The sequence below is a fragment of the Ferruginibacter profundus genome (assembly GCF_054783275.1).
Genome location: NZ_BAAGQW010000001.1, coordinates 699,207 through 720,130 on the forward strand (window position 1 = coordinate 699,207; position 20,924 = coordinate 720,130).

Below are 20,924 nucleotides of genomic sequence, written 5' to 3' on the forward strand. Positions count from 1 at the left end.
TTCTGATATTTTTTGATTTAGAATTTTAATTATGGCTTATTGTATGCAGTTATATATTATCAAACAACATATCATTTTTGTTAAGTTATATAAGATTAATTTATTAAAGAAAAAATGCCATGAATAAATCGCTGCTATCAGCGTCATTGTCGATAAGATAGAAATTTATGCGAAGTAATTTAATGGTCAATCCTGTTTTCTCTGATATTATTTTAAGATGCATTTACCTTAACAGTAGTACATTTCCTTTTCGTTGCTCAGCTGCTTCTCCTTCAAGTTGATAACCGCAGGTCCATATAAATACGGATCGATTCTGTTGGCTACCTAAAAAGCTGCCGTTCCAGAATTTTGAAGGGTCTGTTGATTGGAAAACAATCTGCCCATACCGGTTAAAAATAGTAAAATTGTAAGACAGGATATTGCCGAAAAGCAGCGGTCTGAAACCATCATTGATACCATCATTGTTAGGAGTAAATGAGTTCGGAATGTAGAAACCTTTCAAGCATTGTTTGAGTGACACTGTAATGACTTCTGTATTACTGCAACCTTTGGCGTCAATAACTTGCAGGCTGTATGATCCTGGTTTTTTCAAGGTGCGCTCAGCCGTAGTGGAATTATCGTCCCAAAGATATTTAGAATACCCGGGTTTGGCGGTAATTACAAGCTCACCATAACTACAAATATTGCCGTCCTTTGGAATAAATCCGTATGGTTTAGGTAGGAGTTTACTAATTACCGTGGTGTCACTGGCATTACAACCATTTGCGTCTGTAATCGATACATAGTACTTTCCTGTATTGCTAACCGGTAGTCTTCTGGTTCTGCTGCCATCGTTCCATAGGTAGCTGCTGAAACTACCTGCATCGAGCGTTCGTATATCGTCCTGGCAAAGAAAGTCAGTATGGTCAAGTTTAACAGTGGGTGTTGGGAACAGTGAGGCTATAACAATATTACTGGAGGCTGATGGCGCTGTCAGGCAAGAGGCATTTGAGGTAAGTTGACAAGCGATCATGTCGCCTGCAAAAACTGGGCTGTAAGTCAAAACTGGGCTGTTGGTACCAATGTTAAGACCATTTTTCGTCCACTGATAAATGGGCGAGGTGCCGCCGTTGCCGGCTGAGGAACTGAAGGTGGCCGGTTTATCTGCACAAAAGCTGGATGCGGTACTGCTGATTGTGACTTGTGGAGTTAAACGTGGCAGTACATTCATGGCTAGAACATTACTTTGCACAATTGGATTGGCTGGGCAAGCGTAGGAAGAGGTAAGCCTGCAATCAATAATATCCCCGTTGACTAGCGTTATATCCGTATAAGCTATGTTGTTAGTCCCGGTGTTTATACCATTTTTTGTCCACTGGTAAAATGGCGTGCTGCCTGCATTACCAACAAGCGCAGTGAAAGTTACCGGAGTTCCGCTACATATATTGTTTAGTGAAGAGCTTATCGTAATAGTAGCCGGTAAGAGAGGTAGAATCGGTATCGATAACATATTGCTGTTTGCTGTGGCCGTAGTAACGCAGGTGTTACTGGAAGTCATGATACAGTTGATGATGTCACCGTTCAAAAGGCTATTATCAGTATAGGAAGAGGAATTGGTACCCGTAATAAGGCCGTTCTTTTTCCATTGAAAAAAAGGCGTGGTGCCGCCGTTTGATGGAATAGCAGTAAACGTTATAGGATATCCGCTGCAGGCTGTGACATTGCTAGAACTGATCGTAATAGCTGGTATTGAAGGAGCTGAAACTGTTAAGGTTGCGGCCTGTGAAAAAATAGATGCGCAGGTATTGGTCAACTGGCACCTGTATAGGTAACCGCTCATGGAGAAGGTGGCGCCTGTAATGGAAAGAGTTGATGTACTACTGCCGCTATAAACTGTATTATCAACAAGATCAGTCCAACCACTTCCGGTATTTAGTTGCCAGCGTAGGTTAGTGGCACCTGTTTCAGTTACAGAAAACACAGCATTGCCAACATTACATAAGCCTACATTACCCGGCTGCTGACTTACAATCGCTGTAAGGCAGTTGCTGATCTTTCGGATAACATTAGGCCAGTCTCTGTTGACGATATAAATATTGTTGGTATTATCACAAGCTATACCACAAACATCCCTCATTTCAGCTGCCGTTGCAAGTCCGCCATCTCCAGCGTAGCCGTGTACGCCGTTACCAGCAAAAGTTGTTATAATATTTCCGTTATCTACTTTACGGATTACATCATTAAGCCCATCCGAAATATAAAGATTTTCCGAGGCATCTAGAACAATAAACCAAGGCCAATTCATACTGGCCACACTGGCATTTCCGCCATCTCCGGTATAACCTGCTGTGCCGTTACCAGCAAAAGTACTAATGATGCCCGCTGGATTGACTTTCCTGACCACCCGGTTACGTGCGTCAGGGATGAGCATCGCACCCGAAGCGTCGAAGATCACACCATATGGCGCATTTAAAAGGGCAGCAGTAGCTGGTCCACCATCTCCCGAATATCCTAACACGCCTGTTCCTGCAACGGTGCTGATAATACCGGCGGAATTTACCTTGCGGATCACGCCAAAACTGTAATCTGAAATATACATATTATTACTCACGTCAAACCCTATGCCCGATATACTTCCGAACTTAGCGTTGCCTACTGGTCCGCCATCCCCAGTATATCCGTAACCAAGATTTCCTGTAATACTGCTTATTATACCAGTATTGCTTATACGACGAATTACATCTGCATTCTGATCAGTGAAATAAAGATTTCCTGCATGATCAATATTTATATAAGTGGGGTGATAAAGTTTTGCTGCTATGGCAGGACCGCCGTCACCGGAATAACCCAATGCGCCAGTTCCTGCAAATACCGTGATGATGCCTGACGGGCTGACTTTACGAATTACATTGTTGTCCATATCGCAGATGTATAAATTACCTGCGTTGTCGCTCACTATGCCAAGCGGTTCTCCAAGCTGTGCAGAAGTAGCAGGACCTCCGTTACCACTGTTGCCGTAGGTTCCGTTTCCTGCATAAGTGTTTATTATCTGTGCAGATAGTTGAAAATTGCAAATCAGTATCAATAAAACCAGTAATTGAAGTTTCATTATTGTACAGGTTCGGGTGGCAGTAATTTTGGTGTAACGTCGAATATGCAAAATAATATATTTAATGCGGTTCAGAGAAATTTAATTTTTCATTTATACAATAGTTTCCTCGTTGTATATAGCTTCTTCAACTTCCTATATTTTCTCTTTAAGATTATAATACTTTGCTTAGGTAGTTTAAATTTCAATGTTGTAGGTTGTTCTATTTCTTTTTTATCATTCAATTAAAAGCATTTTGATAGCGTATGGCGAATAGCCACTTAAAATTCCTCGCTTCCGGAAAAATATTTTTCTGCCGCATCTGTTTCGGCTGTGATCTTTTATCCAACCCCGGCGATAAAGATTTATCAATAAAGTGAGAAATTAAACTTAAGTTGTACTATAACCTAGATCACCTTATTTGCGATTTTTAAATAAAAAAAATAAACTGAACCTGTAGTCATTATTCTTGCGGTGAAGTATCAAGCTAATCAATCAGCTTCCAAAAACTGTAACGAAATAATCCGATTATTGATGTTTATTATTACGATGGATTGGTTTAATTAGCTGCCGAATTAATAAAAATCAAAGCTTCACCAGCTCATTTTTAATCGCAAATAAAACAAGCCCGATACGGTTTTTAAGCCCTAATTTTTCGAACACAGATTCCCGGTATCCATCTACTGTTTTGGGCGCCACAAACATCTTAGCGGCAATTTCTGTGTAGGTAGACTCGGTACAGGCATATTGTACAAAATCCTTTTCTCTTTGGCTTAGCATCAACCACTTTTTTGTAGCAATGCCGGCAGCAGAATTATTTTCCATTAGCTGATTAGCGGATTTTAATACCGAATGGATAAGTTTTCCCGTGAGGAACCGGGTATAATGATATTCTCCCTTGCTGACTACTTCCAATGCTTCATAAAGGTCTTCCGGATCGATGTCTTTGGAGAGATACCCCTTGACTCCTAAACGGATCATTTTTACAATAGCTTCTTCTTTCTCGATCATGGAAACTACCAGGATTTGGATGGAAGGGTGCTTGTCTTGTAACCACTGTACCGTTTCAAAACCATCCATTCCCGGCATATCAATATCCATAATTACGACATCAGGCAGGCAATTCCTGTCCAGCTTACTAATGAGGTCTTTGCCATTCTCCGCATCAAAAAGCACAAAATAATTACTGGACTCTTCAGAAGTGATAAAATTAGACAGGCATTTGCGGAAAAGGTTGTGGTCATCCACAAGTGCTATTTTAATCTGTTTTTTTTGAGACGGCATAATAAAATATTTTACTGGTTATCCGACACCGTTATACTCGTAGTTGTTCCCTTACCCGGGCTGCTGCTAACTTCTACTATAGCATTTATTAACTTAGCACGGCTTTTGATATTCAGTAAGCCGGTGCTGTTTTTTTCAGGATTGTTGTGTTGAACACCATCAATGTCAAAACCCTTACCGTCGTCCGTAATAGTCAGATGATAGGCACCCGGATTGAAATCAAGCTGTACAAAGATGTTTTTTGCGGCTGCATGTTTGATGATGTTGTTGAGTAACTCCTGGCACATCCGGAAAAGAATGATTTCATGTTCCGGTCTCAGCCTGAATTTCTCGCCCGTTAAAGTACGTTTAGTTTTATACAATTTGGTGCGTTCCAGCCGATCCAGCTCCTGCCATAGTGCATCAACAAAACCGCAATGCATTATATGATCAGTATTCAGTGTAAGGCTTAGTGATTTAAGTTCTGTCATCAATTGGTTGGCATTGGATTTCAGCTCCGATAATTCCGACTGAATTTCGGGTGCCCGTTTCAGTTTGGGGGTACCCAGGTTGATCTGGATAATTGAGATTAGAGGGCTTATGTTATCATGCAATTCCCTGGCTATATGTCCAAGCGTCTGTTCCTGAATTTCCAGTTTAGACTGCAGCAGGTTCTTATTGAATATTTCCTTTAGCTCCAGCATTTCCTGGCTGTGGCGAAATCGCTTTCGCTGGTATTGAAAAAGGAAATAGACCAACAGACAGCCGAAAAAAAGCAGGATAATGGTGGTTATTAAAAGGTTGAATGTATCTATTTCTGAAAATTTTTGTTCCATAAAAAGGCAATTGAAAAGGATGAATACATGATTGAATTGAGAACTACTACAATGGCCAGGAAGGAGAAGGCTTTGGTCATACTGCTGGTAACAAGGGTATTAAACCAGATAAAAAAAGGCAGGCAGCCGAGATGGAAAAAAAATGCGCCGGACGATATCCATACCATCGGTTCACGGGTTAGCCGAATTATTTTTTTCTGGTGTAACAACTGATAAAAATAAGCGGTTATTAAACCGAGCATCATCAGGCAGCAGGCAGTGAGGGTATAATTATTCGGAGTGTATAATCCCTGAAGAACGGTGATATTAAGGAGTGCAAAAATGGTAAAGGCAACAATAAATACCGTAATCATTTTTTTTAGAAACGGGCTGTCGAGCACAGCTTTGTAAAAAAATAAGTAAAATAAATATTGTGGAATAAAATAGATATTATATAACCATATATTATTCCTTGAATAAGACCACCACGCTGTTTCATGCAGGTACAGGTAGTCCTTCCAAAGTATAGCAAAACACTCAACCGCCAGCGTTACATATAGGAATATAGAAAACCCCCGGTAAGGTAAGGGCCATTTCAGCCTGAAAGCCCGCAGGCTGAAAATAGCACTTAAAAATAGGGGTATGATATAAATATAGTAAATGGCTTTATGCATATTTGGTCATTGATCAATTGGAAACCCCGGATCCTGGTTCAAACATGCCGGAGGACAAGGTGAACCGAAATTAAAACTTTTATATATATTTTCAATCTCTTCAGGGTCAAATGCTCCAAATCTGTCAGTAAAGTCATCCTGTTCTTCAATAATAATATCCTCATGATTACTTGTTGTACCATTGAATGTGGTGGGCACCATCATTAGGCAAAGCTGACCGGGATAGTCATCATGGTCGGAAGGATAGGCACCGAAATATACACGCATACCACTGGCTTCCTGGTAATGTAGTTCATCAAGTAATTGCTCAAGATGTTCAACAGTATACCAAATGGATTTGGTATCGCTTCTCCCAAGGGCAGCACTCAGGGTCGGGAGTTTGTGGTTCTGATAATTTCCTACTCTCTGGTTTACAGTGGCCTTGCTTACAAAAGCAGCCGGAAGGTTTTGTGTTGGCATAATGTAATTTTTGTTGGTTAATAAAATTTTGTACAACAATATATGTTTCACCAGGCAGCTATTCCAAATCCAGGGCCCCGCTTTTACCAGGCCAGGTTGATTCTACAGCAGGGCGATAAAAGAATACCTCGAAGACACCCCACAAATACCGGAAAAACACCCGTTCGGTTTACTCGTGTATCTCCCCCCGAAAATTCCTGCTTTACCCTCTGGCAGGCAAAAAAGTGAATGATAATCTTTGTACAGTCTTTGATTAAAACCCAAATCACTGTTTATGGCAAAGGGATTAAGTATTCATATCGGGCTGAACTTTATTGATGTTAGCCATTATGGTTCTAACGGCAGGTTACCCAATTGCGACAATGATGCAAGAGCCATGCAGCTGATTGCTAAAGAAGAACAATATGAGACCCTGGCCATCTTGATTAATAAAAAAGCTACCAGCACCAACGTTCTTATGGCGCTTAGCAGGGCAGCAGAGCTTCTTCATGCAGGTGATAAGCTCTTACTTACTTATTCAGGTCACGGCAGTTTCTTTCCCGACCTCAATGGAGATGAAGCTGATGGTTATGATGAAACCTGGGTATTATACGATCGTATGCTTACTGATGATGAATTGTATTATACCTGGAGTAAATTCAGACCTGGAGTAATGATTGTACTTGTATCTGACAGCTGCCATTCCGGAACTGTGGCAAAACCGCTTTTATCCAACTGGACACAAAGAGAACTGGATACGATGGATAAAAACTCAGTAACCGAAGTATTAAAAGCAGAGGCATTATTACTATACAAAAGGCATCGGGATACCTATGACCGGCATTTAAAATCCTTACCCTCACCCAAAAAAATCAGGCTAATGGCTTCCGTTATTTTACTTGCCGGCTGCGGCGACAAGCAGTTTGCTATTGCTGAATCAAGAAGCGGACGGAAACTCAGCCTTTTTACAGATGAATTGATTCGGGTATATAAGAAAAAAGACCTCACTCAAAACTATGCCTCCTTTATAAAAGCTATTAAAGACAGAATACCGCCCGGACTTCACCAGGCACCTCAATATTATTGCGTAGGTGTGAGAAACAAAAAATTTGCAGCACAGGTACCCTTTATTGTTTAATGACTTTAATCCTGAACTTAAATTTCAGCAACTATGCACGACGAAATAAAAGAAGACTCTGATTTTACTGCTAAGGATAGCCCCGGAATAGAAGAAATTTCGCTTACCCGTTTAAGTGATGATCCTGTCATCATGGCGATGGATACCGGTATGGATGACCTGCGTCGCTGGGGCTTCCAGCAGGCTATCAGGGATGCAGGAACACCGGATATTAAAGCTGCTGATCTTGTTATTCTGTATCAACAAAAACTTACTGATCAACTGGAACGTTGGAAATCGATCTATCAACAGATTCAAGACCGGTACAATGAAAAAATTGCAAGGCTAAGGGACGAGGTGGAACAATTAAAGCTTGCAGGAAATGGTGCAGACCCAACAAAAGAAGAACTGCAGCTTCGAAAGGAAACTGTGCTGGGTGAAATGAAGGAATTGCGTAAAAGAATACTCGATGTCAGGCGCCGAATGGTAACAGGTAAAGAGGACATGATGAATAAATGGATGGAGGAAGCAGAGAAACAGATGGACAAGGCGGTGCAACTGCAGAAAAAAGTATATGCAGAGACCCGCTTTATTAATAAGCAACGATATGATGATGAAAAAACAACACTGGATAAACATATCACTCATTGGACGGCTAAAAGAGGAAAATTGCAGGAGAGGCAGGAACAGGTACACCAGCAAATGAAACAGCTTGGCGCAGATGGTATCAACCCTAACAATGCTTATGTGCTTCTGGGTATTGGTACTTCTGTTGCTGCAGCGGCCGGTTATTTCTTTTCAATATTTACTTCAACCGCCAACTTTGGTAACCAGGATGCTTTTTTCTTTTTACTGAATGGTCTACTAACTACAGGAGCATCGCCACAAACGGGTTTGCTAACCAAGGCCGGTTTACTGGTAGGCTTTGTGCTGCTGATCGGGGTAATTAGCTGGGGTTGCTATAAACTCATAAAATATTTCTTCGATAAAAAAGGAAATTCCAGGGAGGAAGTCTTTCGTACACAATACAGGGCAAGGATGCTTCGTGACAACACCGATAGTTCTACTGAATTGAAAGCCGGTAGCTGGTTCTCTCTCTGGTTGCAGATTGCCCCTGCAGTTATAATTATTGGGATAGTAATCCTGTTGCTGGCATTAAACAGTTCAGGTATTTCCGGTGCCAGCCGGTTGAATTCTTCTATTGAAGGGGTATTGGCAGGAACAGCAGTGGCACTAGGTGTTGGAGGGGTAATGTGTTTGTATATCATGAAAATTGTAGAGCCACGGCTAATGAGAAAACGCCAGGAGGAGCGGGGCGTAATAAACTGGTTAAAATATAACTGGGAACTGGCCGCTTGCATACTGTTGTTCATTCTATGTACGCTGAGTATTGTGATGTACAATTTGAACGGGGGAACATTGGGCGGGCAGGAAACGATAGCTGTTGCCATTCCGGAATTCATAGTGGTTGCTATGCTTTCTGCATTTCCTTTCGCATACGGTATCAGGTTCAGGGGACTACTTGCTGTAAATCGTTTTTTACAACGGGAGATTGACCGGTTAGATATTTCAATTGCAGAGTGCAGTACTCCTGAGATTCCTGAAATAACAGTAAACTATTCCGTCAAAATGCAGGAAATCGTGGAAGATGTTTTAGCCGTGGTGCAGAATAAAGCGATGTTACTGCGTGGCGTGAGCAGTGTGGAAGACCTGCGCCCTAAAAAGACTGAAGGAGAAAAAAAATCAGCACTTTTTACCAATATTCTGGACTATTTAAAAAAGCTGAGGGATCGTTATTCTGCCACAAGTGTCGGGGAAATTTCACCTATTCAGCACCTGACCAGGCTGGCTGATTGGGAACGACGATATTTTCCAGACCTGGACGAAGAAATAAAATTGTTGGCATTTGAATACCGGGAATACGAACAGGAGTTTAAAGATATCAGCAACCAGTTGGATAAACTTGCTGCCGAAACAGTAACCGGTGATGAAAAACGGGAGCAGGAAATAAAAAAACTCCTGCAACATATTGAAACAATTCTTAGCTGGGCTAAGAATTCGGAAACGGATAAGCTTAAACGTTATGCAAATATGGAATTACTTTCTATCAGGGCCGAAACAGCCATACTCGACGGATATAACCTGGGTATCTGGTACAGGGTAAATGGACTTGGGCCGGTTGATAATTACTATACAAATGATATTAAACCGCTTTTTCCCGATCCTGTAAATAACAATCACCAGGACAAAGAAGAAACGTTAACCACTAAACTTTTAGATAATGGAAACAGCTAATTCAGCTCCTCAGGAAAATAAACCTGGAAGAAGTTTTTTGGGGAGAATAACAAACTGGTGGAAACGTTTTGTTGCTACTTTTAGCCGGGAACGAAAAAATGTAGACGACCCAAAAGATCAATTAAATAAAATTGATGATGTGCCTTACTCAATAAAACAATTGAGTGGTAATCTTGAGAATGAACTATTACATTACAATAAGAGCCTTCTGCACCCGGATGTTGAAAAATATTTTCAGCTTTCCATAAAGTTTATGACTGAGTCTGGGATAGGCGATGGAGTGGAAGGCATAAAAGGAGCCCGAAATAGAGAAATTACGGTAATTGCACAAAGCAGAGCCGAACACTTGTTTAAACTTGCCAAAACAGGACTAAGTGGCTTAAATACAAAAGCTAGGACTGATGCAGAGGCAAAAAGGAAATTACGGGATCGAAATGAACAGGAGGACAGTCAGCAGCACAGATATTTGGAACTGTTGCAATATTATAAACACCACCATCCCAGAAGCTTTAACGGTTTTTGGGGATTGATTTGTTTGGCTACAGGAATTTTTCTGGTATTTGCAGATATCCCTTTGTCAAAAAAATTATTTGAAGAAGGATTTAACTTCAGGCAGGGGCAGGGGTTGTCGATGGCTATCGGTATATCACTTTGTACAATTTTTATAAAAATATTTTACGATAACTACATTGACCTTAAATATGGACACGCATTAATTACCCGTTCCAAGTTCAGAGAGATGTTCAATTCTGTTCTCGCAGAAAATGCAATAGGCAGGATGGAAGAAAATGAGGAACAGAATGAAGCTGAGCAGAAAGGGAAACGCTATTGGCATAACAGTATTATGATATTTACTATTATTGGGGTTGTTATTCTGGGTATTTTTCGTGTGGAATCTGTAAAATTCGCCAATCATGGACATTTGAATATTATGTACGGTATTTACCTCGCAACTTTTGTATTCCTTTCACTCATCTTCCCTATTATTAGTGGCGTATGTTTATCAGCCGGGTTTTCTGTTTGGGAAAATATCTTTCGCTTTTTTCAAACTAAAAATAAATGCACAAAATCAGAAGAAAGATATATTCGATCCCTGACGGAATATACTGCTGCCCAAAAGGAGCAGGCAGATATACAAAGTGAAATGGAAAAATGGGATAAGGAAGAATATTTGAATAGCTACAGAGATATTCTTCTATCATACTACGATAATGGATATAAGCTGGGTGCTGCCAATCCGGATTTCGGCAACAGAAGCCTGGACTTCTTTCTTTTGGCAGATCATTGGCGTAACAGGGCTTTAGCAAGAAAAACAAATAATCACATAATAAAAATTAGCGGATTATGACACTAAGTTTAAAGTTTATCATTGTGCTTGGCATTTTATTAATGGGGATGGGGTGTCGCATTTTTGATCCAGAGCCAACACAAGATAACAGCAAAATATATCCCAAAGATTACAGTATTGTGTTCTGTGATTTTACCAGCAGCGTGGATACTACTCATAGTATTGAATTAATCAAACAAAATGCAATCTCTTTACAAACCACTTTTGCAGCGAGAAAAAAAATTGAATTCTATACTATTAGTAAAAATAATAATTCCAGCTGCCTGTTTACAAACACGCCTATGGCAATCGATCCACTGCCATCTGAAAAGATTAACTTTGAGAACAGCATTACAGAAAGAAGCGACAGTCTTAAAAAACTGTTGAATATTGCATCTTCGAGTGCGGCCGCAAAATACCGCAGTGAGCCTAATAGCTGCATCATCGACTGTATTGAAAGAGCTATAAGGTATTTCAGAAATTATTCTTTTCATGACACTGCTCATTTACAACTTTTTATTTTATCTGACATGCTCGAATGTTGCACCGTAAATGGAAGGGTACCTGTATGTATTGAACCACCTGTCAATATCAAAGCCAAAATTGATGCAATAGCTGCGATTACTGACAGCAACTTATCGTTTAGAGAATTTAAAAATATTGAAGTGAATATAATTTTATCGTCTAATAATCGACAGGCAGGGTACAGTGGCGATTTTTATACTTTTTGGCAGACTGTTTTTAAACGTTATGGCTATGATAAAGTGCTCTATTTTTCTGTAAAACTGCCCGACGCAACCGATAAATGAGTTGCATAAATATTCAGATTGTTAATCTAATAATTACAAATTAAAAAATACAAATGTGCCCTACAAAAAAATGAAAGATGGCTCTATAATTTTAATTGGAAAAGTTCAGCTATGGAGCCATGAATTTGAGCAATGGTATAAAAAAGATTTCGGAACCAATGCCGCGATAAATTTTGGCAACTATGCCTATTTACTGATTTTTTATTACACCATACCGGCAAAACAAAAATGGCAAAAAGGATTTTTTTCCAGGTCGAAGGTTAAAAGGATTGAAAAAATGATCTCCCAAAACCCAGAAGGAAATATGAGCCTTGCTGATCCGTATAAAGTACTTGATTTTCTCGCAGAAAACTTAAAGGATAATGATCGGGTTAAGTGGTCTGCTGACATCAGGAGTAAAATTATTAAACAGTTTACTAAATAAATTTCAATGGCAAACTTCATGGCGCTATACCTGCAATCATTTGCAAAATGGGGGACGAATACTATTTATTCCATTATACTAGCATTGGTTGTAATTGGCATAACCTTGCCTTTTACTTATATCGGTTTTGCGATACGAAGAGCAATTGAGTTTAGGATAAAGAAATACCAGGGCTATGCTATAAAAAAGTATACCATACATGCATTAGTTGGTGCTGTTTTACTTGCAGCTTTAGGCACGATATTGTTTTTGGTTGCAAATACACAGGCTTTCTTTACAATCTCGTGCATAGTAATTGCAATGCTCGTTTTAGGACTGTTTGGGTTTAAATTAACTTTTGGTGTAGAGGAAATGATTGAAGGCTGGATCGATGATCTATGATATATTGAAGGCAAAATATTTGCATAAACTGGCTTGGCTCATCAACATTATAATCCTGATTTTTAACCTTGATAATCCCCGCAATCCTTTATCATAGAACAGGGGTTATTACTTATTCATGGTATAGATACATTTCCCTAAATTGCAACATAAATAATCCTTTTCTTGAACCAAAACTCTGTACAACTTGCCCGTAATAAAATAGACGCTGAACTGCCGAATGCCGCTGGAGAAAATTACCTGCGACAAAATTATTGCCAAGGGTAAAACGGGTTTGAATATTACCTGGTTAAAAGATAAGTCGCTGCCTGATCCGGATGTTTTGGCTTTGGATATTGTAGAGAACCTGGAAGCAGGGTTGGAAAGTTTTAAAGCGATCATCGCATCCTTGAATGCGAAAAATTAAATCAGTTCCTGGAAAATTATTGCAGGCACTACATATAAATCCATTTTATGCAGGAAATTATCGACAACATCGCTGCTTATTTTACAGGGGATAGTAATGAACCGGCAAACCCTGATATAGCTCATAATATCTTTTTGCTGGAAGAAACAAAGAAGAAAATTGAAACCGGTGTTTTTACCAGGTTTTTCAAAAAACCTGTAATCATGACGGGAGAATTGATTACTTATTTATTAACTATTATTTTGATAGGGGTAGGAATTTACTTCTGGAGTAAAGTAGATTCGCTGATTGGAGTTGTACAGGCATATGTCACTGTCCACAATTTATTTGCTGATGCTAAATGGGATGGAACTATTGTTTCAATAATAGATGTATTGCTTTTAGTGGTTAGTATAATGCCTGCATTTATTTGCTTTCTTTTGGGGCGTTCCTTATCAAAATCCCGTAAGCAGATTAATACTTTCAGGCAGGTAGAAAATATGATTGATAGGGTAGTGTATAATCTGAAAAGTAAAAAGGTTGTATAGTAACCAGTTTAATATTTAATCATTAAATAAATGCTATGGCAGAATGTATTCAATGTGGTGCTTTTACAAAGTTTGAAAAGGGGCTTTGCACTAAATGCTATAGTGAAAAAAATAAGAAAGAAGATCCGCATTTAAGTGACAAGTCATCAGGCCTTAGTTTGAAGGATAAAAACTACAGGTATAACATGATTAAAGGACGCATTGCGGAAACTTTAATACAGGAATTATTTTTAAGTCTTGGCTATAATGTGTTTAGATACGGTATGGAAAATACCATTCCTGGTATTATGGAACTGCTAAAGGGAGTGCGTTCAGATGTAGCTTTGGAAATTAAGCGAATGCCTGATTTTGTAATGCAAAATCCCAATACCAAAGATGTACATTTTGTAGAAGTGAAATTTAGAGCTGACGGAGAATTTAAGAAAAGTGACTTGCCAGAAAACTACCCATATATAAATGCGTTTATTGTATTGGTATCAAAAAAGCATATCAAATGTCTTACTGTAACAGAATTATTGGAAGGAAAGGAAATAACACCATCATCACACAACTACCTTGGCAATAGAAAAGAATTTGATTTGGACAAAGACGTAATCATTGATTTTTGCAAATTTGCAATCCAGTTTTTTGAAAATGTTTAAATATTATTTTAATGAGCATAGTATCTAAAGCCCTTGTTTTTGCCACCTATCACCACCAGCATCAACACCGAAAAGGCACCCAAATTCCTTACATGACGCACTTGCTGAACGTATGCAAGCTGGTAGCAGAAAATAATTGCAGTGACGAAGTGCTGGCTGCTGCATTATTACATGATGTGGTGGAAGACACTGATGTTACCATTGAAGAAGTTGAAGAGAAATTTGGCAGGCAGGTGGCAGAAATTGTAAGGGGTGCTACAGAATTAGACAAGCTGGAAAAGAAAGCGATAGAAAAGGAGAGTAGCTGGGCAGAAAGGAAAAAACATACCATTCATTTTTTAGAGCATGAAGCGGCTATAGATCAATTGTTGGTTTCAGCAGCAGATAAATTAGATAACCTCCGCTCTATAGTTTACGACTTTGAGAGAATTGGTGAAGCCTTATGGCAACGTTTTAATGCCAGCAAAGAACAACAGGCATGGTATTACAGCAGTGTTGCTGATATTATTTACGCCAAAGGAAATACAAATAAGGTACTTGCCATATTCGGTGCAGAAATGCAGGCGCTTTGCCAGAAGATTTTTGGAAACTGGTTGTACGCAGTCAAAGTTTAGTAAATAGCTGTTAAAAAGTGAGTAATTTATTGATCACTTTAATGTTATTCCCCTCAACCTTGCCATAGGTAAAATTACTTTTTCAACCGGCCGCAACGGTTAATCAAGCATCCTAAGCGGCATAAAAAAAGCGAAGTAAAACTTCGCTGTACTGTGTTGTGATCCGGATTGGATTCGAACCAATGACCCTCAGCTTAGAAGGCTGATGCTCTATCCAGCTGAGCTACCGGACCTCAATTGGGCTGCAAATATAAGGCAATTAAAAAAAAGTGAGCAATAAAAACTGCATAATATCAGAAAGAAAAAAATTTCTATATTTGCAGCCTACAATTTAGCGAACTATGAAGTTTTAATTACACTTAAGGATGAAGCGCCATTATTTTTAATGGCCTGTTTTACTATTCCCTTCCTTTTCCTTAAGTGGTTTGCAGCTATTATTTACAAAGGGATCTTATCTTTTTATTTTCAATTTTTATTATCATGTCAGAAACAATTATACCCGCTAAAAAGCTATCTATATTTAAATTATTTCAGCAAGCCGTTCGTGGCGATATTACCGATTTTACAACAGGCAGTATCAACAAAGCCATTTTTTTACTGGCTGTACCAATGATACTGGAAATGGTATTGGAATCGCTGTTTGCCATTGTAGACATTTACTTTGTAAACCAGGTAGGTACCGCCGCTGTTTCAACAGTTATTTTAACTGAGGCTTCGCTTACTATTTTATACTCTGTTGCCTGGGGGCTGGCCATGGGTGTAACCGCAATGGTAGCAAGGCGTGCCGGCGAAAAAAACTTTACCGCCGCAGGCGATATTGCTGCACAGGCAATACTGCTGGCCGTATTTTTTTCCATTATCATCAGTATAACCGGTTTTATTTTTCCCAAAGAAATACTGGGCTTTATGGGAGCGTCTAAAGAGGTGGTACAGGAAAACTTTTTATTTACGCAGATCATGCTCACCGGCAATATTGTTATCATGCTGCTTTTTGTAAACAATGGTATTTTCAGGGGTATTGGTAATGCCAACCTGGCCATGAAATCATTGCTTATTGCCAATGCCATCAATATCATCCTGGACCCTTTATTGATAAAGGGGATAGGCCCTTTTCCTAAACTGGGCCTGCATGGAGCCGCAGTGGCCACCACTATTGGCAGGGCCTGCGGAGTGGTGTACCAGTTGTATTTTCTTTTCAATGGTAAGGCACTGGTAAAGCTGGTAAAAAAACAGTTCACTGTCAGCGTTACCTTAATGAAACAAATTCTTGATACTTCATTGGGAGGAATGTTCCAGTTTATCATCGGCAGCTGCAGCTGGATCTTCCTGGCCAAACTTATTGCCGGCTTTGGCACCGCAGTTACGGCCGGTTATGGTACAGCAATACGTATCTGCATATTCACTATTTTGCCTGCCTGGGGCCTGGCCAATGCGGCCGCAACACTGGTAGGCCAGAACCTTGGCGCAGGGCAACCGGAAAGAGCTGAAAAATCAGTTTGGAGAACAGCCTTTATGGCATTGTGCTTTTTTGCATTGGTGGCCCTTATATTCTTCTTTTTTGGAGAAACATTGATGCGTTTTTTCACAACCGATAGCGTGGCAGTAAAATCAGGCACCTTATGCCTGCATATTCTTGCCATTGGCTATATCTTTTTTGCTTATGGAATGATAATAACCCAATCGTTTAACGGCGCCGGTGATACCAAAACACCCACTTATATAAATTTGTTTGTATTCTGGCTCATCCAGATACCCATAGCGTATCTTTTTGTAAAGTACCTTAAACTCGGGGAGGAAGGAGTATATATGGCCATTGGTATAGCAGAATCAATACTTGCAGCGGTGAGTATAATAATTTTTAAAAGAGGCAAATGGAAATCCATTAAAGTGTAAGTTTATGTGTTCAAATAAAGGCATAAAATTTATAGCCTATTTTTGCCTTTACATGAATTTAACATTATATTTGCTTATTGAGAAATGTAAACTATAAACCAAAACTAAGGTTATGAAACTAAAACTGACACTCTTTCTTTCACTGATTATTTTATGTACAGGCGTTTTTGCGCAAAAAACCAAAAAATCTGCTGACGGTAAAAAACCTCAGCTGATCGGAGTTAATTTTATTCTTGTTGATTACAACAGTCCTAACACTATTAAAGACCCCGGTACCACAAAAGGGTACAGTTCTTTCAGAAGCATGAGCAAAGGGTTGTCTTTAACTTACTGGAAAGGCCTTACTTCAACTATTGATTTTTCTACTAAAATAAATGCCATATTCAGCAACTATAAACTGGCTGCTACAGGACAATCAGATAAAACTGAAATCGGGTTGGAATTAGAACCAACGATCAACATCAGGCCTTTTACTGATAAAGCTAAATTAGCTCCATTCCTTACTGCCGGTGTTGGTGGCGGATATTACACAGGAGATTTTGGTGCTTATGTTCCTGCAGGTCTTGGTCTGCAATTAAACTGTAATAGCACCACCTACCTGTTTGTTCAGGCACAATACAGATTTACTTTAACTAAAAAAGTGGCAGGAGATAATCTGTTGTATTCGTTTGGACTGGCTCAAACTTTTTAAAATAAACTACACTACACATGAAACACAAACTAACGTTACTTCTGGCAGCTGCATTGTTTTGCACCAGTGCCATGGCACAACAAAACTGGGCCTCTCCAAAAAAAGGCTCCCTGGTGGGTATCCACTTCAACCTGGCAGATTTTAATGCACCTTCGGGTATCAAAGATCCGCTTACCGGTAAAGTGTACAGTTCAGTAAGAAATATGAGCAAAGGCTTATCTTTTTCATATTGGAAAGGACTTACTTCCAAGATCGATTTCTCTACCAGGTTAAATGCAATGTTCCATAATTACCGTTTGGAAAAATATGGTTTATCTGATAAAACTGAGATTGGCCTGGAATTAGAGCCTACGCTTAATATTCGTCCGATAAAAGACAATTCAAAACTGGCTCCATTCTTAACAGCGGGTGTTGGTGGCGGTTACTATACCGGCAAATTCGGGGCTTATGTTCCTGCTGGTGTGGGGCTTCAGTTCAACTTCAGCGGCCTTACCTACTTGTTTTTACAGGCACAGTACAGGTTTACTTTAACTGATAAAATCCTCGACGATCATTTATTCTACTCTTTTGGTTTTGCTGAAAATATCGGCAAAAAAACTGCAGTAGTTCCTCCGCCACCACCACCACCGGTAGTGGAAGTACCTAAAGACAGGGATGGAGATGGTGTTATCGACGCTAATGATAAATGTCCAGATGTGCCAGGTCTTGCTGCTTTGCAGGGTTGCCCTGATAAAGACGGAGATGGTATCGCTGATGCGGATGATAAATGCCCTGATGTAAAAGGTTTGGCTAAATACCAGGGTTGTCCTGTACCGGATACTGATAAAGATGGCGTAAACGACGAAAATGATAAATGCCCTACTGTACCAGGTGTTGCCCGTTACCAGGGTTGCCCAATACCTGATACTGATAAGGATGGTGTAAACGACGAAGAAGATAAATGTCCTACCGAAGCTGGTCCTGCTTCAAACTTCGGATGTCCTGTAATTGCACAGGCTGTAGTTGACAAGATCAATTTTGCGGCTAAGAATATTTTCTTTGCAACAGGTAGTTCTAAACTATTACCAAAATCTTTCAAATCTTTAAACGAAGTGGCTAAGATCATGACTGATGATGCTTCTTTAAAACTGGATATTGATGGTTATACCGATAACACCGGTGATGCTGCAAAAAACCAGACTTTATCTGAAGCAAGAGCGGCTGCTGTTAAAGCTTATTTAGTTACAAAAGGTGTTGATGAAAGCAAAATGACATCAACTGGCCATGGCTCTGATAATCCTACTGCTGATAACAAAACAGCTGCAGGACGTGCAAAAAACAGGAGAGTGGAAATGAAAGCAAGAAATTATTAATGATAACTTCTTTCAATAAACAAAAAACCCTTTGAAAATTCAAAGGGTTTTTTGTTATAATTATCTTCTAGAAATATTCTGGAGATCAACCTATTTTCTCCTCCAGCTCCATTACTTTTTCAAAAACAACTTCATACTCTGCATTCAATTGTTTTAATTCAGCAGTGGCATTTTTATAACCTGCTTCCGTTTGAGAAAACTTGTTCTTATCATTATAAATTTCCGGTGTAGCAAGTGCCGCTTCCAGTTCTGCCTTCTTTTTGTTCAGTTGCGCAATCTTTTCTTCTAATTGCTGAAAGCGGTTCTTTTGTTTTTGTAATTCCTTTTTTAATTCTTTATCAATACCAGTATTTTGAGTAGTGGCCGCCGGCTGATTAGTGGTACTCGCCTTCTTTTCCTTTGCCTGCTGCCCGGTGCCTGCTGCCTGTTGTTTATTATTATTGCCTTCGGCTTTTAATGCAGCGGCATCCGCTTTTTCTTTTCTTTCTTTCCAGTCTTCCCACTCAGCATACGTGCCTTTAAATTCCCTTATCTTATAATTATCAATGTCCCATATTTTATTGGCAATACGGCTGATAAAATAACGGTCGTGACTTACAAGCACTATTGTGCCTTCATATTTATTCAAAGCTTCTACCAATAAATCAACCGAATGAATATCCAGGTGATTCGTAGGTTCATCCAGCATTAAAAAATTGGCTTTGCTGGCAATGGTTTTTGCCAAAGCCACCCTTGCTTTTTCTCCTCCGCTCAATACTTTAATCTTCTTTTCCACTGTATCGCCGCTAAATAAAAATGCGCCCAGCAAACTTCTCAGCTCCAGGTCATTTTTACCGCTACGGGCTTCTTTTAGTTCTTCTAAAATATCGTTGTTCTGATTCAACGCTTCTAACTGGTGCTGCGCATAAAAAGATTCTTCCACATTATGCCCCCATTCACGTTCACCAGTAAAAGGTTCAGTATCGGCAATAATTCTCAACAGGGTCGATTTTCCTTTACCATTCGCACCGATCAATGCAATCTTATCACCACGATCAATTTCAGCACCGGTATCTTCCAGTATTTTGGTATCGCCAAAACTCTTGCTTACATGCTTTAAGGTAGCAACAATTTTCCCGGGTATTTTATCAATAGCAAAATTAATACGCATATTAGGGCGTTCCAGTTCCACGTTTTCAATACGCTCCAGTTTTTCCAGTCTTTTTACAATACTCTGTGCAGCGGCAGCCTTACTGGCTTTTGCTTTAAAGCGCTCCACAAATCTTTCATTCTGCCTGATATAATCCTGCTGGTTTTCATAAGCCTTTTGCTGCATATCAATACGCAAGGCTTTCTCCTGCTCGTAGTAAGTGTAGTTACCGGTATAAAAATGTAATTCTCTCTGGTATAACTCTACAATTTTATTCACCATCCTGTCTAAAAAGAAACGGTCATGCGATACGATCACTACTGCACCCGGGTAATGTATCAGGTATTTCTCCAGCCATTCAATACTCGGCAGATCAAGGTGATTCGTAGGTTCATCCATCAGCAATACATCCGGATTCATTAAGATCATTTTAGCCAGCAATACCCTCATGCGCCAGCCCCCGCTAAAGTTTTTATATTGCTTTCCAAGGTCAGCATTGGCAAAGCCAAGGCCTTGTAAAATTTCTTCTGTTCTGTGGTGGATACTGTAACCGTCTAATACATCCATTTCATGCAACAGGTCGGCATATTTATTAGCTAAACTTTCATCGCCGGTCTTCTCCAGTTCAAGGCCCAGTAATTCCAGTTCTTTTTCTAATTGTTTTACTCTTTCAAAAGCGCCCATGGCTACTTCCAAAATAGAATCTTCGGTATCAAAACCCAGCAGATCCTGGTGTAAAAAACCAATGGTGGTTTCCCTGCCTTTTTCCACTGTTCCCTTAGCCGGGCTGTACTGGCCCGTAAGTACTTTAAGCAAAGTAGATTTACCGGTACCGTTGTACCCGATCAAACCTATACGTTCATTAGGTTGAATATGCCAGGTAGCATCCTCCACAATAGTTCTTGCGCCAAATTCAAATGTTACATTCTGTAATCCTAAAAGCATAATAGTGAGTTGTGAGTTGTCAGTCGTGAGTGCTGAGAACTGCCAGGCGCTTTATTACTCACGACCGACAACTCACCATTCACGAAAAGGCTGCAAAAGTACGCTAATCAACAAAC

The 20,924-nt window shown here is 39.7% G+C and carries 19 protein-coding genes and 1 tRNA gene; 13 read left to right on the plus strand and 7 right to left on the minus strand.

Translation table 11 applies throughout. From position 1 onward, the window contains the following. Positions 1 to 223 precede the first annotated feature (223 nt). The 5 genes from ACYVM0_RS02700 to ACYVM0_RS02720 form a co-directional block, all read right to left on the minus strand. On the minus strand, positions 224 to 3,088 hold the full coding sequence (locus tag ACYVM0_RS02700) for an NHL domain-containing protein (RefSeq protein ID WP_460552082.1): 2,865 nt from the start codon (positions 3,086 to 3,088) through the stop codon (positions 224 to 226). A gap of 564 nt (positions 3,089 to 3,652) precedes the next feature. Next, on the minus strand, positions 3,653 to 4,351 hold the full coding sequence (locus tag ACYVM0_RS02705; protein WP_460552085.1) for a response regulator: 699 nt from the start codon (positions 4,349 to 4,351) through the stop codon (positions 3,653 to 3,655). A gap of 11 nt (positions 4,352 to 4,362) precedes the next feature. Then, positions 4,363 to 5,166, minus strand: coding sequence for a sensor histidine kinase (locus ACYVM0_RS02710; RefSeq protein WP_460552087.1), 804 nt, complete (start codon positions 5,164 to 5,166; stop codon positions 4,363 to 4,365). Beyond that, positions 5,142 to 5,519, minus strand: coding sequence for a hypothetical protein (locus ACYVM0_RS02715; RefSeq protein WP_460552090.1), 378 nt, complete (start codon positions 5,517 to 5,519; stop codon positions 5,142 to 5,144). Before ACYVM0_RS02715 ends, ACYVM0_RS02710 begins: the two co-directional genes overlap by 25 nt. A 306-nt stretch (positions 5,520 to 5,825) precedes the next feature. After that, positions 5,826 to 6,278 (minus strand): hypothetical protein, encoded by a 453-nt coding sequence (locus ACYVM0_RS02720; protein WP_460552093.1) that lies wholly within the window; start codon positions 6,276 to 6,278, stop codon positions 5,826 to 5,828. Between the two features lie 274 nt (positions 6,279 to 6,552). On the opposite strand from ACYVM0_RS02720, the gene ACYVM0_RS02725 reads away from it, so the two are divergent. From ACYVM0_RS02725 to ACYVM0_RS02770, 10 genes are all read left to right on the plus strand, one after another. Beyond that, positions 6,553 to 7,395 carry a caspase family protein gene (locus ACYVM0_RS02725; RefSeq protein WP_460552096.1) on the plus strand — a complete coding sequence of 281 codons (843 nt, stop codon included), beginning with the start codon at positions 6,553 to 6,555 and terminating at the stop codon, positions 7,393 to 7,395. 33 nt (positions 7,396 to 7,428) lie between these two features. Then, positions 7,429 to 9,669, plus strand: a complete 2,241-nt coding sequence (locus ACYVM0_RS02730) for an SPX domain-containing protein (protein ID WP_460552100.1) — start codon at positions 7,429 to 7,431, stop codon at positions 9,667 to 9,669. Then, entirely contained in the window at positions 9,656 to 11,017 is a 1,362-nt protein-coding gene (locus ACYVM0_RS02735; RefSeq protein ID WP_460552103.1) for a hypothetical protein, read from the plus strand. The genes ACYVM0_RS02730 and ACYVM0_RS02735 overlap by 14 nt, the downstream gene beginning before the upstream one ends. After that, entirely contained in the window at positions 11,014 to 11,805 is a 792-nt protein-coding gene (locus tag ACYVM0_RS02740; protein ID WP_460552106.1) for a hypothetical protein, read from the plus strand. Before ACYVM0_RS02735 ends, ACYVM0_RS02740 begins: the two co-directional genes overlap by 4 nt. 55 nt (positions 11,806 to 11,860) lie before the next feature. Then, positions 11,861 to 12,229, plus strand: a complete 369-nt coding sequence (locus tag ACYVM0_RS02745) for a hypothetical protein (RefSeq protein ID WP_460552109.1) — start codon at positions 11,861 to 11,863, stop codon at positions 12,227 to 12,229. A gap of 6 nt (positions 12,230 to 12,235) precedes the next feature. Beyond that, a complete protein-coding gene (locus tag ACYVM0_RS02750; protein ID WP_460552112.1) occupies positions 12,236 to 12,610 on the plus strand; it encodes a hypothetical protein in 375 nt (124 codons plus the stop codon). A 220-nt stretch (positions 12,611 to 12,830) separates the two neighbouring features. Continuing rightward, complete coding sequence (locus ACYVM0_RS02755; RefSeq protein ID WP_460552115.1) at positions 12,831 to 13,016, plus strand: hypothetical protein; 186 nt, start codon at positions 12,831 to 12,833, stop codon at positions 13,014 to 13,016. A 47-nt stretch (positions 13,017 to 13,063) separates the two neighbouring features. Further along, positions 13,064 to 13,543: a hypothetical protein gene (locus tag ACYVM0_RS02760; protein ID WP_460552116.1), complete on the plus strand. Its 480-nt coding sequence runs from the start codon at positions 13,064 to 13,066 to the stop codon at positions 13,541 to 13,543. 35 nt (positions 13,544 to 13,578) lie between these two features. Beyond that, complete coding sequence (locus ACYVM0_RS02765; protein WP_460552117.1) at positions 13,579 to 14,184, plus strand: hypothetical protein; 606 nt, start codon at positions 13,579 to 13,581, stop codon at positions 14,182 to 14,184. A gap of 11 nt (positions 14,185 to 14,195) precedes the next feature. Further along, positions 14,196 to 14,798, plus strand: a complete 603-nt coding sequence (locus ACYVM0_RS02770) for an HD domain-containing protein (RefSeq protein ID WP_460552120.1) — start codon at positions 14,196 to 14,198, stop codon at positions 14,796 to 14,798. Between the two features lie 159 nt (positions 14,799 to 14,957). Here ACYVM0_RS02770 and ACYVM0_RS02775 read toward each other — a convergent pair. Next, a tRNA-Arg gene (locus ACYVM0_RS02775) sits at positions 14,958 to 15,031 on the minus strand. 247 nt (positions 15,032 to 15,278) lie between these two features. Between ACYVM0_RS02775 and ACYVM0_RS02780 the strand changes: the two genes are divergently transcribed. The 3 genes from ACYVM0_RS02780 (at position 15,279) to ACYVM0_RS02790 (ending at position 18,734) form a co-directional block, all read left to right on the plus strand. Further along, positions 15,279 to 16,691: an MATE family efflux transporter gene (locus ACYVM0_RS02780; RefSeq protein WP_460552123.1), complete on the plus strand. Its 1,413-nt coding sequence runs from the start codon at positions 15,279 to 15,281 to the stop codon at positions 16,689 to 16,691. A 112-nt stretch (positions 16,692 to 16,803) separates the two neighbouring features. Next, positions 16,804 to 17,382: a hypothetical protein gene (locus ACYVM0_RS02785; protein WP_460552126.1), complete on the plus strand. Its 579-nt coding sequence runs from the start codon at positions 16,804 to 16,806 to the stop codon at positions 17,380 to 17,382. A 17-nt stretch (positions 17,383 to 17,399) separates the two neighbouring features. Beyond that, positions 17,400 to 18,734, plus strand: a complete 1,335-nt coding sequence (locus ACYVM0_RS02790; RefSeq protein ID WP_460552128.1) for an OmpA family protein — start codon at positions 17,400 to 17,402, stop codon at positions 18,732 to 18,734. An 85-nt stretch (positions 18,735 to 18,819) separates the two neighbouring features. Here the strand turns inward: ACYVM0_RS02790 and ACYVM0_RS02795 are convergent, their stop codons facing one another. Further along, a complete protein-coding gene (locus ACYVM0_RS02795; RefSeq protein ID WP_460552131.1) occupies positions 18,820 to 20,808 on the minus strand; it encodes an ABC-F family ATP-binding cassette domain-containing protein in 1,989 nt (662 codons plus the stop codon). Between the last annotated feature and the right edge of the window lie 116 nt (positions 20,809 to 20,924).

Coding starts and splice junctions, on each gene's coding strand:
- ACYVM0_RS02700 (WP_460552082.1), bottom strand. CDS start 3,088: ATGAAACTTCAATTACTGGTTTTATTGATACTGATTTGCAATTTTCAA.
- ACYVM0_RS02705 (WP_460552085.1), bottom strand. CDS start 4,351: ATGCCGTCTCAAAAAAAACAGATTAAAATAGCACTTGTGGATGACCAC.
- ACYVM0_RS02710 (WP_460552087.1), bottom strand. CDS start 5,166: ATGGAACAAAAATTTTCAGAAATAGATACATTCAACCTTTTAATAACC.
- ACYVM0_RS02715 (WP_460552090.1), bottom strand. CDS start 5,519: ATGATTACGGTATTTATTGTTGCCTTTACCATTTTTGCACTCCTTAAT.
- ACYVM0_RS02720 (WP_460552093.1), bottom strand. CDS start 6,278: ATGCCAACACAAAACCTTCCGGCTGCTTTTGTAAGCAAGGCCACTGTA.
- ACYVM0_RS02725 (WP_460552096.1), top strand. CDS start 6,553: ATGGCAAAGGGATTAAGTATTCATATCGGGCTGAACTTTATTGATGTT.
- ACYVM0_RS02730 (WP_460552100.1), top strand. CDS start 7,429: ATGCACGACGAAATAAAAGAAGACTCTGATTTTACTGCTAAGGATAGC.
- ACYVM0_RS02735 (WP_460552103.1), top strand. CDS start 9,656: ATGGAAACAGCTAATTCAGCTCCTCAGGAAAATAAACCTGGAAGAAGT.
- ACYVM0_RS02740 (WP_460552106.1), top strand. CDS start 11,014: ATGACACTAAGTTTAAAGTTTATCATTGTGCTTGGCATTTTATTAATG.
- ACYVM0_RS02750 (WP_460552112.1), top strand. CDS start 12,236: ATGGCAAACTTCATGGCGCTATACCTGCAATCATTTGCAAAATGGGGG.
- ACYVM0_RS02755 (WP_460552115.1), top strand. CDS start 12,831: ATGCCGCTGGAGAAAATTACCTGCGACAAAATTATTGCCAAGGGTAAA.
- ACYVM0_RS02760 (WP_460552116.1), top strand. CDS start 13,064: ATGCAGGAAATTATCGACAACATCGCTGCTTATTTTACAGGGGATAGT.
- ACYVM0_RS02765 (WP_460552117.1), top strand. CDS start 13,579: ATGGCAGAATGTATTCAATGTGGTGCTTTTACAAAGTTTGAAAAGGGG.
- ACYVM0_RS02770 (WP_460552120.1), top strand. CDS start 14,196: ATGAGCATAGTATCTAAAGCCCTTGTTTTTGCCACCTATCACCACCAG.
- ACYVM0_RS02780 (WP_460552123.1), top strand. CDS start 15,279: ATGTCAGAAACAATTATACCCGCTAAAAAGCTATCTATATTTAAATTA.
- ACYVM0_RS02785 (WP_460552126.1), top strand. CDS start 16,804: ATGAAACTAAAACTGACACTCTTTCTTTCACTGATTATTTTATGTACA.
- ACYVM0_RS02790 (WP_460552128.1), top strand. CDS start 17,400: ATGAAACACAAACTAACGTTACTTCTGGCAGCTGCATTGTTTTGCACC.
- ACYVM0_RS02795 (WP_460552131.1), bottom strand. CDS start 20,808: ATGCTTTTAGGATTACAGAATGTAACATTTGAATTTGGCGCAAGAACT.